The 13321-nt window shown below is 44.8% G+C and carries 12 protein-coding genes; all 12 read left to right on the top strand.

Annotated elements, in window-relative coordinates:
* Positions 1-35: 35 nt before the first annotated feature.
* The 12 genes from bamA to FRZ54_RS21390 all read left to right on the top strand — a co-directional run bounded on the left by bamA (position 36) and on the right by FRZ54_RS21390 (position 13280).
* A complete protein-coding gene (bamA, locus tag FRZ54_RS21445; protein WP_147033858.1) occupies positions 36-2591 on the top strand; it encodes an outer membrane protein assembly factor BamA in 2556 nt (851 codons plus the stop codon).
* Between the two features lie 13 nt (positions 2592-2604).
* The gene (locus FRZ54_RS21440) at positions 2605-3132 is read left to right on the top strand and encodes an OmpH family outer membrane protein (RefSeq protein WP_147033857.1); all 528 of its coding nucleotides are present in this window, start codon (positions 2605-2607) and stop codon (positions 3130-3132) included.
* Between the two features lie 44 nt (positions 3133-3176).
* Positions 3177-3689 carry an OmpH family outer membrane protein gene (locus FRZ54_RS21435; protein WP_147033856.1) on the top strand — a complete coding sequence of 171 codons (513 nt, stop codon included), beginning with the start codon at positions 3177-3179 and terminating at the stop codon, positions 3687-3689.
* A 63-nt stretch (positions 3690-3752) separates the two neighbouring features.
* Positions 3753-4580, top strand: coding sequence for a glutamate racemase (gene murI, locus FRZ54_RS21430; RefSeq protein WP_377026850.1), 828 nt, complete (start codon positions 3753-3755; stop codon positions 4578-4580).
* Positions 4581-4736: 156 nt separating this feature from the next.
* The gene (gene nuoH, locus FRZ54_RS21425; protein WP_187359693.1) at positions 4737-5807 is read left to right on the top strand and encodes an NADH-quinone oxidoreductase subunit NuoH; all 1071 of its coding nucleotides are present in this window, start codon (positions 4737-4739) and stop codon (positions 5805-5807) included.
* Positions 5808-5907: 100 nt separating this feature from the next.
* Positions 5908-6495, top strand: coding sequence for a 4Fe-4S binding protein (locus FRZ54_RS21420; protein WP_187359692.1), 588 nt, complete (start codon positions 5908-5910; stop codon positions 6493-6495).
* A complete protein-coding gene (locus tag FRZ54_RS21415; RefSeq protein ID WP_147033853.1) occupies positions 6492-7040 on the top strand; it encodes an NADH-quinone oxidoreductase subunit J family protein in 549 nt (182 codons plus the stop codon). The genes FRZ54_RS21420 and FRZ54_RS21415 overlap by 4 nt, the downstream gene beginning before the upstream one ends.
* The gene (nuoK, locus tag FRZ54_RS21410) at positions 7037-7342 is read left to right on the top strand and encodes an NADH-quinone oxidoreductase subunit NuoK (protein ID WP_147033852.1); all 306 of its coding nucleotides are present in this window, start codon (positions 7037-7039) and stop codon (positions 7340-7342) included. Before FRZ54_RS21415 ends, nuoK begins: the two co-directional genes overlap by 4 nt.
* Position 7343: 1 nt before the next feature.
* Complete coding sequence (locus FRZ54_RS21405; RefSeq protein ID WP_147033851.1) at positions 7344-7979, top strand: TonB-dependent receptor plug domain-containing protein; 636 nt, start codon at positions 7344-7346, stop codon at positions 7977-7979.
* A 3-nt stretch (positions 7980-7982) separates the two neighbouring features.
* On the top strand, positions 7983-10013 hold the full coding sequence (locus FRZ54_RS21400; RefSeq protein WP_228462561.1) for an NADH-quinone oxidoreductase subunit 5 family protein: 2031 nt from the start codon (positions 7983-7985) through the stop codon (positions 10011-10013).
* Between the two features lie 158 nt (positions 10014-10171).
* Positions 10172-11767 (top strand): complex I subunit 4 family protein, encoded by a 1596-nt coding sequence (locus FRZ54_RS21395; protein ID WP_147033850.1) that lies wholly within the window; start codon positions 10172-10174, stop codon positions 11765-11767.
* A gap of 13 nt (positions 11768-11780) precedes the next feature.
* Positions 11781-13280, top strand: coding sequence for an NADH-quinone oxidoreductase subunit N (locus FRZ54_RS21390; RefSeq protein WP_147033849.1), 1500 nt, complete (start codon positions 11781-11783; stop codon positions 13278-13280).
* Positions 13281-13321 lie beyond the last annotated feature (41 nt).

Here is a 13321-nt window from a genome sequence, read left to right as displayed (position 1 = left end):
TGTATAAATTATTTTTAGCCCACTAAAATATTCGAATGAATAAACTTCTTTTTGCTATTCTTTTCACTGTTATAAGTACTGCTGCGCTGGCACAGGTCTCTAATCAGCCGAGGCCGGCACTTCAAAAATCTATTTCCGCTGATAGTTTAAGCTACCTCAATCCAAAGGATTACATTATAGGCGGGGTTACGGTTACCGGTACTAAAAACCTTGATAAGGATGTGCTTGTACAGATATCCAAATTAAACAAGGGCGACAGGATAAATCTTCCGGGCGAACAAAATGCGGCCGTGGTTAAACGAATGTACGACCAGGGCCTTTTTGACGACGTACAGTTGAACATTACTAAAATAAACCTTGATACCGTATACCTCGAAATAGCAGTTGTTGAGCGTCCGCGTTTGTCCAGGATGCACATTACTGGTCCGCGAAAGGGCGAGATCGAGGATCTGCAAAAGAAACTGAGTGATAAGAACGCCAAGATCGTTAACGAGAACCTTTTGAGCACGACTACCGCCATCATCAAAAAGCATTTCGCTGAAAAAGGTTTTTTGAATACTACTGTCGATATCAAGCAGCGTAAGGACCCGGGTGATGCCAACAGCGTTATTCTTGATGTTGCTGTGGACAAGAAGCACAAGGTAAAAATAAACAGTGTCACTTTTGAGGGCAATACGGCCTTCAGCCAAAAGAAACTCAGGAAATTTTTAAAGAAAACGCGTCAGCGTCATTGGTATAATTTATTCGGATCGAGGAAGTTTTTGCGGGATAAGTACGAGGATGATAAACAAAACCTCGTCGAAAAAATGCAGGACAAAGGGTACCGCGATGCAGAGATCATCAGCGACTCGGTTTGGCGGCATGATGATAAAACCGTCAACGTCAAAATAAAGATTTATGAAGGGCACAAGTACTATTTCGGGAACATTACCTGGTCTGGCAACGCACAATACTCTTCAACCGTGCTCAATAAATTGCTGCGTGTTCGCAAAGGTGACGTTTTCAGCGAAGAGGAATTGAATAAAAGGCTTGTTGGCCCTACGCCAAATAACGATGATGTTTCGACATTATACCTCGATAACGGCTTCCTTACCTACAGTGCCGATCCTGTTCAAACCAGGATATACAACGATACGGTCGACCTGGATATAAGGGTGTACGAAGGTCCGCGTTATACGCTGAACCGTATTATCCTGAAAGGCAACGACGTAACCAACGATAAAGTGGTAAGGCGTGAGATAAGGACAAAACCGGGCCAGATATTCAGTAAAGAGGCGCTTATACGCAGTACGCGCGAAATATCACAGTTGGGTAATTTTGATGAACAAAAGACCGAACCAAGGCCAACCAACATCAACCCGACCGATGGTACGGTGGACATTATCTACAATGTGGTCGAAAAACCGTCCGACCAAATTGAGCTATCGGGTGGTTTTGGCGGTGGCCAATTAGTTGGTACACTCGGCCTTACCTTTAATAACTTTTCACTCAGGAATATATTTCACCTCAAAGAATATCGCCCATTGCCAAAAGGCGACGGCCAGAAATTGAGCATCAGGGGACAATCGAGCGGGCGTATCTATCAAAATTATTCGTTCACTTTCACCGAGCCGTGGTTAGGTGGTAAAAAGCCGATATTTTTCTCTCTTTCGGCCTATACGCAGTTAAGTTCTACCGGGCAGTATTACCCCAAAAGCGACCCGAGGTATAATAACCTGCGTATTAATGGTATAGGTGTAACATTGGGTAAAAGACTTAACTGGCCTGACAATTACTTCCAGTTGAATTACTCGGTGAACTTTGACCACTACAGCCTGGATAACTATCCTGGTTATATATTTACCAATGGTACATCATACAATATTAAACTAACCCAGACACTGCAACGTAACTCATTGGACGTGCCGATATTCCCTACACAGGGCTCAAATATCATGCTTACTATCCAGGGAACACCGCCATATTCGTTATTTAATCACCTGAATTATAAGCTGCCGCCTACGCAGGAACAGGTGTATCACTTTGTGGAATATTATAAAGTTAAGTACGATGCGCAGTGGTTCCAGAAGATATATGGCAAGCTGGTGTTGATGTCGCAAGTGAGGTTCGGGTTCCTGGGCGAGTACAATTCGGCGGTTCCTGCTTCTCCGTTTGAAAGGTTCAAACTGGGTGGCGACGGTATGCAGAGTTACCAGTTTTTGCAGGGTAGCGATATCATAGGGTTGCGCGGCTACCAAAACTTCTCGGTTATCCCGGTAGGTACCAATTATAATGTGAATAATAACCCGGGAAGTACAATATATAACAAATACACATTCGAACTGCGCCACCCGGTTATAGCGAGCCAGTCGGCAACAATATTTGTTTTGGCCTTTGCTGAAGGCGGTAACGTCTGGAACAGTTTCGACCAGTTTAATCCATTCAACGTCAGGCGCTCGGTGGGATTTGGTGCAAGGATATTTTTACCTATTTTTGGGCTGCTTGGTTTGGATTATGGTTATGGCTTTGATAAGATACCCGGTATACCGGATGCTAACAAGGGCCAGTTCCATTTCTCAATTTCACAAAGCTTAAGCGGAGGATTTAATTAATTTGCGCCTTGCAATGAAAAAGATAATACTGGTAATATTTTTTACGTTTGCAGCGTTTACTACATTTGCGCAGCGTTTCGCATTTGTAGATTCGGATTATATCCTGAAACATATACCGGAATACGCGGCAGCGCAAAAACAACTTGCTGCATTGTCGGACCAATGGCAAAAGGAAGTTGACGCAAAATCACAGGAAATTGAACGCATGTATAAGGCGTTTGAGGCAGACAAGATTTTGATGACTGCCGATATGAAAAAAAGGCGCGAGGCCGAGATAAGTGATAAAGAAAAAGAAGTGAGGGATTTTCAGCGCCAGAAATTTGGCCCGGATGGGCAGTTGGCAAAGAAAAGCAACGAATTGATCAAGCCGATACAGGACAGGCTGACCAAAGCCATACAGGCCGTTGCCGAAAGTGAGAGCCTTGATATGATCTTTGATAAGAACAGTGAAGTGATCATGCTGTACGCTAATCCGCGTTACGATAAAAGTGCGGACGTAATAACCCGCCTGGGACTAAAGCCCGGTGTATTTGCTAAATAAGAATTTATAAATAAATTAGACTATTATTAACCCAAGACAAAAAAATGAAAAAACTATTGAAAGTTGCTTTAGTTGCGGTGTGTATTGTGTTTGCAGGGAATATCGCTAAAGCACAAGTTAAGATCGGATACATCAATTTTGAACAATTGATTCAACAGATGCCCGAAACCAAAACTATAAAAACCCAGCTGGATGCTTACAGTAAGCAGTTTATTGATCAGCTAACGGCTATGAACACCGAATACCAGTCTAAAGGACAGGCTTACACTGCCCAAAGGTCGACCATGACAGATGCTATTCGTACTGCGAAAGAGGCTGAACTGGCAGATATCCAGAAAAGAATGAACGATTACAACACCAATGCGCAGCAGCAGGTAAATGCAAAAGAAACAGAACTTTCCAAGCCACTGTTTGATAAGGTACGCGGTGCGGTTGCACAAGTGGCAAAAGAAAAAGGGTATACTTACGTGATCAATTCGGGCCAAACCGACCTGATCGTGTCTCCTCCGGGCGATGACCTGATGAACGATGTTAAGACGAAATTAGGTATCAAATAAGAAACAAACTTATAGGATATAAGCGGTTCCGATACGGGCCGCTTTTTTTATTTTTACACCGTGATAAAAAAACAGCCTATAGGCATTTTCGATTCGGGGTACGGCGGGCTAACCGTTTTTCGCGCTATTGCGGATCTTCTGCCTCAATATGATTACGTATACCTGGGCGATAACGCACGGGCTCCATATGGCAACCGGTCGTTCAATACCATCCATCAATATACGTGGGAGTGTGTGCAGATGCTTTTTGACATGGGTTGCCCGCTGGTGATATTGGCCTGTAATACCGCATCCGCAAAAGCGCTTCGCACCATTCAGCAACGCGACCTGCTGAATGAGGACCCTGCCAAACGGGTGCTGGGTGTTATCCGTCCTACCGCAGAAGTGATTGGGAATTATTCTGATTCAAAGGAAATCGGCGTGCTCGGTACAAAGGGCACCGTACAATCGGGCTCGTACCTTATCGAGATCAATAATTTTTTCCCGGATGTAAAAGTTTACCAGCAAGCCTGCCCGCTATGGGTTCCGCTTATCGAAAACGGCGAATACGATCAGCCCGGTGCCGATTATTTTGTGAAGAAATACCTGGACCAGGTTTTGGCACAATCGGCTAATATCGATACGTTGCTTCTCGCCTGTACCCATTATCCGTTATTGCTCGAAAAAATAAAAGATTACCTGCCCGAAGGTATCAAAGTTGTGCCCCAGGGCGATATTGTAGCGGCCAGCCTGCGGGATTACCTGCAGCGTCATCCCGAAATGGAGCAACAGCTTTCGGCGAATGGGACGCAACAGTTTTTTACCACATCGGATGATACGATGGATTTCGACCATCATGCTTCCATATTTTTTGGCGAGCGGGTGACTTCAGAATTCATCGCGCTTAAATGACGGCTGATCATTGGTCAGATTCTGTCAATTATCCTTTTTTAGTTGAGGTTGAGCAGCAGCGTATCATACATTGTCTATAAACTTTATCAACTATTAACGCCGACCGGTTCAATAAAACCAAAAATGATTAAGTTTGCAGTTGAAGCAAACTGATCCTTGAACTTTTACCTCAAATACTTTATTGTCGCCGCAGGCCTGTTTGCTTTTTCAGGCTTCTTTGCAATGTTTGGTGTTTATGCCGAACGTAAGGTGTCCGCTTTTATACAGGACAGGCTTGGGCCGACAGAAACCGGCAAATACGGTGTTCTTCAGACCCTGGCCGATGTGATCAAGCTTTTAATGAAGGAACTTATTGTGCCGGCCGCGGCCGATAAATGGCTGTTCATGCTGGCACCGGCCATTATTTTTATAGCGGTGTATATGGGCTTTGCGGCCATACCCTGGTCAAATGGTCTCGCTCCGTCCGATCTGAACCTCGGGCTTTACTATATCTTCGCCATACTTTCTATCGAAACGTTGGGTATCCTGATGGCAGGCTGGGGCTCGAACAATAAGTTTTCTATTTTGGGCGCCATGCGCTCAGGCGCGCAGATCATTTCCTACGAGATACCAGCCGGCTTTGCTATCATATCCGTTGTGATGATCGCCCAATCCCTAAACCTGCAAACCATAGCGGCTCAGCAGGGCATCTTATCGCACGAGCAATCAAAATTTTTAGGACTATGGGACGTGTCCGCTAACGGCGGGATATTATCGTGGAACATATTTCGTGCGCCGCATTTGATCATTGCATTCGTTATCTATTTCATAGCTTCACTGGCCGAAAGCAACCGGGCGCCGTTTGATATTCCGGAAGCTGAGTCGGAGCTGGTAGCAGGGTTTCATACCGAATTTACAGGCATGCGTTTTGCATTCGTTTTCCTGGCCGAATATTCGATGATGTTCCTGGTATCAATGGTAGCGGTTATACTATTTTTAGGCGCCTGGAACACACCGCTGCCAAATATAGGAGTAGTGAGGCTGGCCGACTGGACAACCGGAACGGTATGGGGTGTTGTGTGGACAGTGATAAAAGTATTGCTTTTGGTAGGTGTACAGATGTGGATCAGGTGGACGCTTCCCCGCCTGCGCGTGGACCAGTTAATGAACCTATGCTGGAAGGTACTTACCCCGCTTGCATTTATTTGCATGCTGGTATCGGGCATATGGCGCTTGTGGGTGATGTGATTTGGTGATTAGTTAATTTGTGATTAGAGATTAGTTAATCTGTGAAATCAAAATAAGATCGGTGAAATCAAAAATTTAATATCGGTGCAATTAAATAATAATGTTTAAGAGATTCATTAACGGTTTTAAAACAGCATGGAAGGGGCTTTCCCTTACCATCGGGCACCTGTTTGCACAAAACAGCAAACGGAAAATAATGCCGGTTAGCTCCGATAATTATTTTAAGCAGATGGAAGGCACCAACACCATCCAATATCCTAAACAGCAATTGCCAGTTCCCGAAGTTGGCCGCTACCAATTAGAGGTGGAAATAGATGATTGCATTGTTTGTGACCTTTGCGCTAAAATATGCCCGGTGGATTGTATCGATATTGAGCAGATAAAAGCTACTGAACTGATCGGTACTACCTCGGATGGTAGCCCGAAGCGTATCTATGCTGCCAAATTCGACATCGATATGGCCAAATGCATGTATTGTGGTCTGTGCACCATCGTGTGCCCTACCGAATGCATCATCATGACCAACCAATACGACAGGACAGTTTTTGAATTGAAGGACCTTACCTATGAATTTTCGGATATGACACCCGCGGAAGCCGCCGACAAACGCGAATTGCTGGAAAAGCAACTTGCAGAAAAGCAAGCCGCTAAAGAGGCGGCCATGAAACAAAGGGAGGGCGGGGTATGACGATGGTTAAGGTGATGTTTTATCTGATGAGTTTTGTCGCCGTTGCGTCGGGCTTATACATTGCAGCAAGTAAAAACCTGGTCCGCAGTGTGTTCATGTTTTTTGTAACGCTGATGGCACTGGCCGGGTTATACGTGCTCGCCAGCGCTGATTTTGTTGCCATCACACAGATAGTGGTATATGTTGGCGGGATATTGGTATTGATCATATTTGCATTTATGCTTTCGGGCAGAGAGAGCCTTGCAGGCATTCAGCAACAGGAGAGTCGCTTTATCAGTATAAGTAAATTGCCTGCTTTGCTGCTTGCTGTGCTCTTCTTTATCGTGATGCTAAATATACTATTGAAAGTAAATGGCGATCAATTGATATGGGTGCAAAAGGCGATAGCAGGTAAAAATGTAGTTAAGCCAGGCGACGCCACGGTTAACAACATAGGCATCAACCTGATGAGTCATTATTTGCTGCCGTTCGAGGTAATATCCATTTTATTGCTGATGGCCCTTGTAGGCGCTGCGCATATATCACGAAAGGAGAAAAGCTTATGATCTCACTAACTGATTTCCTGATTGTTAGCGCTGCGCTGTTTTGCACGGGAATATTTGTTGTACTAACAAAAAAGAACGCCGTACAGGTTTTGATCGGTATTGAATTGATGCTAAACGCCGCTAACCTTAACCTGGTGGCCTTCGGGAGATACGACAGGCTGGCAAACGGGGGACAAATATTTACCTTGTTTTCAATAACGCTGGCCGCCGCCACTACGGCAGTGGCCCTGGCCATCATTTTGAACGTGTACAAACGCTATAAAACCATCGACCCGTCAAAAACGGATAGTTTAAAAGATTGAAATGAAAAAAAATACAAACGTCATTGCGAAAAATCCCGCTACCGTCGTGGCGAGGAACAGCTTGTCCCGAACTTGTTTCGGGAAAGCCATCTCTGAACTATCCCAGTCAACGGACCGTCTTCATTTTGCGAGATACATGCCAGGGATATTCGTTATAGTGCTTTGTTTATTGTTTTCTTTGAGTTCTTCGGCACAAAACGCTGATGCGACACAAAAAGATACTTCAAAAACTTCATTTACCGGTAACACTAAACCATTGGTCATTTTGGATGGAATGCTTTATAAAGGCGACATCAAAAGCATCGATCCTAATACGATTATGAATGTTGCAATTTTGAAAGGAAATAATGCAACGTCAGTTTATGGTGCAGATGCTTCGGCTGGTGCGATCGTAATAAAGACAAAAAACTATAAAGCAAAGGCTGATACTTCAAAACTATCACCGCCGCTGCATACCGGTCCTGTAATGGCTAAAAGGCCCCTCATTATCTTAGATGGTAAAGAATATACAAAGGATTTGAAAACCATCGACCCCCATACAATTGCAAGTATCAATGTGCTAAAAAACAAGAACGCCACAGATAAATACGGGCCAAAGGCAGCGAATGGAGTTTTGGAGATAACGACAAAAAAATAAGCATTGGAGACCTTTTTACAGCAGGCAGATACATTAACCATTAAGTTCGCATCAGGCGCAGTATTGCTGCCCTTGTTTGCCGCTGTAATTGGGTTTTGCCTTCCCGCGCGATCAAAAGTCTCAGGCTGGTTATCTACCTTTGCTATTTTTATAAGCGCGGCGTTGTCTGTTGCTGTTTTCTCAAAGGTTTGGAACCAGCACCCGGTACATCAGCAGCAATTATGGTTCACCATTGGCGAAACCAAAGTATACGCAGGCCTATTGCTCAATAATCTTTCGGTATTGATGCTGGTGCTGGTTTCGGTGATAGCGTTGCCTGTGCATATCTATTCTGCGGCATACATGAAAAATGACGAACGGTATGGGCGTTATTTTACTTATCTCAGCTTCTTCTGCTTTAGCATGCTGGCCCTGGTAGTGATAGATAACCTGGTGTTATTTTATGTTTTTTGGGAACTGGTAGGGTTTTCGTCGTATCTCCTCATTGGTTTCTGGCGCACAAAGCAAAAGGCGGTTATAGCTAATAAGAAAGCTTTTATTATGAACAGGATAGGGGACATTGGTCTCCTTTCAGCCATTATTATCATCTTCACCTCTACCCGCAGTTTCGATATCGATCATCTGTTCGGTGCAAATGCTTTTGTCAAAACAGCCGCCGGGCAGGTGACGGGCATTTGGCAATACATCGCTTTCGCGGGGCTTTTTTTGGCGGTGGCAGCTAAATCGGCACAGTTCCCGTTGCATACCTGGCTGCCCGACGCTATGGAAGGGCCCACATCTATTTCCGCGCTTATTCATGCTGCCACCATGGTTGCCGCAGGCGTGTTTTTGTTAGGGCGATTTTATCCCATATTCAACCAGCACGAGTTAACCATATTGGCCATTGCCGGCTGCTTTACCGCTTTTATGGCGGCCACTATAGCGCTCACCAAAAACGACCTGAAGCGTGTCCTCGCTTACTCTACTATATCGCAATTGGGTTATATGGTAATGGCTATGGGTATCGGCGCTTATTCGTCGTCATTATTTCACCTGGCCGCACACGCGTTTTTCAAATGTCTTTTGTTTTTGGCCGCAGGCGTGATCATTCACGAAGTTCAGCATATTAAAGACGAATACCACCTCACTATTGACCCGCAGAACATCCTCTACATGGGCGGCCTGCGAAAGAAAATGCCGCTGACCTTTATAGCTTGCATTGTTGGTGGATTAGCACTGGTAGGTTTACCTTTAACATCCGGCTACCTTTCAAAAGATGGCATCCTGATACAATCCTTTGAGTGGTCCGAAGGTAAAAACTGGATATATAAATTAATTCCAATAGGGGCGTTGGTCACCAGTTGGCTCACCGCTTTTTATGTTGCCCGGTTGATAGCAAAGGTGTTTTTTGGCGAGTTCAAAATGATACAGTTTAACCCGTCTATCAAACTGCACATCGGCGATGGCGGCTGGCAATATCGCGTTCCGCTGATGTTTTTGTCGGTTTGCTGCCTTTTCCCGCTGTTCTCATTTAATCCTGTATTGTATGAAAGAGCCTGGATATTCAGCGGTTTTCCGGTCATAACCGGTCTTGATAGGGTGAACATCTACCACACCATAATCCCGGTACTGGTTAACCTGGTTGCGGTATTGGTACTGTATTGGGCATGGAGCATCTACATCAAACTAAAAGCATTGCCGCTGCCCGAATCGGGTTTCCTTTTCAGGTTGTCTTACAACGAATGGTATATTGATAAACTTTACCAAAAGGTTGTCGTATTGCCGGTAATGGCGCTAAGCAAAACTGCCCGCTGGTTCGACCTCAATATTATCGACGGTTTTATACATTTGCTGGCGAATATTGGCGTGGCAGGGTCGAAGATTGCCGGGTGGTCCGATCGTTATATTATCGACGGTATTTTACACATGGTTGCGTCTTTGGTTGTGGCTATAGGTAGTTTTGCCCGCCGGTTCCAAAACGGCAGGGTGCAGTATTACCTGTTTAGTATGCTGGCGGTTATATTGGTTATATTTATTTTGAAAACGGTTTTTTGATAAGATATGAGATATGAGATCTTAGATAGGAGTTTCAAAAGCTTAAGGCTGAAAGCCAAAAGCAGAACGCCGTGCTTTATTTATGAAAAGCTGCATCCGTTTCAACTATTTGCAGACAGCAATGTCTCAGATCTCAAATCTCACATCTCAAATCTCAAATGATTTTATCGCTGCTCATATTCATACCGCTGCTGTTTGCACTTGTCATCATTGTGCTGCCGTCATCGATGCGCGCGGGGTTCAAATATATTGCTTTGCTGGCAACGCTGGTTCAGCTGGGTATCAGTATATGGATGTACCTGCATTTTCAAACAGGGATACATTTTGGTGGGGTGAGCAATGAAGGACAATTCCAGTTCGTTCAAAAAATACCGTGGATCAACCTGGACCTTGGCGGCATGGGCAAAATGCAGGTCGACTATTTTGTAGGGATAGATGGCATTTCCATTACACTGGTGCTCATGACGTCGCTGGTAATGGTTATTGCTGCACTTGCTTCCTGGGAGATCAAAAGCAATCTCAAAGGGTTTTTTAGCTTATTCCTGTTACTGAATACGGCGGTCATCGGCGTTTTCTGCGCGCTCGATTTCTTCCTGTTCTACATCTTTTATGAATTGATGTTGCTGCCTCTGTACTTCCTGATAGGTATGTGGGGCGGCGCAAGGCGCGAATATGCCGCTATCAAGTTTTTCCTTTATACCTTATTCGGCTCGGTATTTATGCTGCTGGTAATGGTGGGTCTGTATCTTTCAGTGAAAGACCCTGCTACCGGAAGCCATACATTCAATATCATCCAGATGATGAACCCGGCTAATTATGACTCAAGTTCGGTATTCTCGGTGCTGGCGCATAAAACCATTTTGGGCATGCCGGCCCGTACCGTTGGCTTTGTGGTGTTGTTTATTGCATTTGCTATCAAGGTACCCATAGTTCCGTTACACACCTGGCTGCCCGATGCGCACGTTGAGGCGCCTACACCGGTTTCCATCATCCTTGCGGGTATATTGCTAAAAGTAGGCGGGTACGGCATTATCCGTATCTGCCTGGGTATTTTCCCCGAGATAGCCTCATCCGGTGCGTTCTGGCTTGGTTTGCTGGGTGTAATATCCATCATTTACGGCGCCCTTAACGCATTGGCTCAGCGCGACCTTAAACGGCTTATTGCATACTCATCTGTTTCGCACATGGGTTTTGTATTGCTCGGCATTGCATCGCAAACCCCTGAAGGTATAAGCGGCGCCCTGATGCAGATGGTAAGCCATGGATTCCTGTCAGCTATGTTATTCTTCCTGGTTGGAGTGGTGTATAACCGGGTGCATGACCGTGATATTTACAATTTCCGTGGCCTGGCAACGCTGATGCCGAAGTATACCACGTTCGTGATGATCGCCTTTTTTGCTTCGCTTGGCATACCCGGATTATCCGCTTTTATCGGCGAAGCGTTTTCACTGCTGGGTGCTTTCGAATCATCGTCTGTCAACGGCTATTTGCCGTATTGGATGGCCATATGCGGCTCGGTTGGTATAGTATTAAGCGCGGCATATTTTCTTTGGACATTACAGCGTATGTTTTTCGGCACCTTGTCGCTAAAAGGCGGCGATGTATGGAAAACCGCGTTGGCCGACCTGGATTTGCGCGAAATTCTGGCGTTGATGCCTTTAGCATTAATTACGCTCGTTTTAGGCGTAATGCCTTCGCTGGTATTTGATAAGATCAACGATTCGGTGCTGGCGCTGGTGCATTTTTTAAAATAAGATATTCATAGACATGCACGACCTGTTACCATTTCTTCCCGGGCAGTTAAACCAGGTATTGGACAGTATCAGTTTGCTGATACCAGAGCTATACTTGTCCGGGTTATTCCTCATGATATTGGTAACCGATCTTTTGTTCGGTAAAAACTCGGGCTGGTTATGCAGGATATTAGCCTGCGCCGGGCTCGTCGTTGTCCTTTTTAAGGACCTTCAGCAATTGGGGCTTGTTGTCAATAATGGCTTCCCGTTTTTTAACGAAATGCTGTTGCTGCATCGAACATCAGTGACGTTTAAGGCGCTTATTGATATGTTCTCCATCATACTCCTAATATATTTTGAGTGGGACGATGAACTGCGATCGCACACGAAAAAGTTGCCGGGGCTGTATGCTATTGCCATTGCCGCTATACTCGGCCTGCATTTGATGGCGATGTCGATAAACTTGTTATCTATCTATGTATCTATCGAGATGGTTTCTATTGCTTCCTATTTAATGGTGGCCTATCATACAGAAAATAAATTCAGCAGCGAGGCGGGCTTAAAGTACGTGCTTTTTGGCGCAGCCTCTTCTGCTATTATGTTATATGGTATATCACTGCTATACGGTTTCACCGGATCATTGAATTTGCTGACCGGCAATATGCTTCCCGGCCTTTTACACGCTAATTCAATGGCGGTGTCGTTGGCATTTGCCCTGGTATTTGTGGGTATTGGCTTTAAATTATCGTTTGTCCCCATGCACTTTTGGGTGCCTGATATTTACCAGGGCGCACCTACGCCTGTTTCTGCTTTCTTATCCACCGTTCCCAAAATAGCCACTTTCTGCCTGCTAATAAATTTCCTTATCCCATTCCTGTATTATCCAAAGTGGGATATGCACGATTTCAAGCTGGCGCTATCGGTGGCAGGCATTGTTACCATGATAGCCGGTAACTTTGCTGCCGTGCTTCAAAATAACATCAAACGAATGCTGGCTTATTCCAGCATCGGGCATACCGGGTTTGCCTTGATGGCGCTTGCTGCATTTAACGATGCGGGAAAAACCGCGTTATCCTTTTACCTGGTGGCTTATTCACTGGCAAGCATCGGCACATGGATGTTGGCAACATATTTCGCTGATGCGGCGAAGGCCGAAGACATGACAGCTTATAAGGGCCTTGGCTTTAAATATCCCCTGGCTGGGGTATTATTTGTTATCCTGTTGATATCGCTGACAGGCATACCGCTTACAGCAGGGTTTAATGGTAAACTGGTTGTTTTTTCAGCGGCATATTCCGCCTACCAACAAAGCCATTATATCTGGACGTTGCTATTAATGATAACCGGCGCCGTGACAACCGTGGTCTCTTTGTTCTATTATATAAAAATTCCGCTCAATTTATTCCTTCGTAAAACAGAAAGGAGCACCGGCTTCGCTTCACCAAATAAGTATTTGCTGGCAGGTGTTGCAATAATTACAATATTGGTTATTTATTTGGGCTTTTTCCCGGATATTTTGATTAAAAATTTGTAATTATCAAAATAAATCTCATATTCTTATAAAATTTTAAACAA

The sequence above is a fragment of the Mucilaginibacter ginsenosidivorans genome, assembly GCF_007971025.1.
GTDB classification, from domain to species: domain Bacteria; phylum Bacteroidota; class Bacteroidia; order Sphingobacteriales; family Sphingobacteriaceae; genus Mucilaginibacter; species Mucilaginibacter ginsenosidivorans.
The sequence above is the reverse complement of the archived record's forward strand: the minus strand, read 5'-3'. Positions and strand labels throughout refer to the sequence as shown.

What these genes read in the sequence shown, in the direction of transcription:
- FRZ54_RS21405 (WP_147033851.1), top strand. Translation starts at nt 7,344, where the DNA reads ATGAAAAAAAATACAAACGTCATTGCGAAAAATCCCGCTACCGTCGTG.
- nuoK (WP_147033852.1), top strand. Translation starts at nt 7,037, where the DNA reads ATGATCTCACTAACTGATTTCCTGATTGTTAGCGCTGCGCTGTTTTGC.
- FRZ54_RS21440 (WP_147033857.1), top strand. Translation starts at nt 2,605, where the DNA reads ATGAAAAAGATAATACTGGTAATATTTTTTACGTTTGCAGCGTTTACT.
- FRZ54_RS21435 (WP_147033856.1), top strand. Translation starts at nt 3,177, where the DNA reads ATGAAAAAACTATTGAAAGTTGCTTTAGTTGCGGTGTGTATTGTGTTT.
- bamA (WP_147033858.1), top strand. Translation starts at nt 36, where the DNA reads ATGAATAAACTTCTTTTTGCTATTCTTTTCACTGTTATAAGTACTGCT.
- FRZ54_RS21420 (WP_187359692.1), top strand. Translation starts at nt 5,908, where the DNA reads ATGTTTAAGAGATTCATTAACGGTTTTAAAACAGCATGGAAGGGGCTT.
- FRZ54_RS21395 (WP_147033850.1), top strand. Translation starts at nt 10,172, where the DNA reads ATGATTTTATCGCTGCTCATATTCATACCGCTGCTGTTTGCACTTGTC.
- FRZ54_RS21415 (WP_147033853.1), top strand. Translation starts at nt 6,492, where the DNA reads ATGACGATGGTTAAGGTGATGTTTTATCTGATGAGTTTTGTCGCCGTT.
- FRZ54_RS21390 (WP_147033849.1), top strand. Translation starts at nt 11,781, where the DNA reads ATGCACGACCTGTTACCATTTCTTCCCGGGCAGTTAAACCAGGTATTG.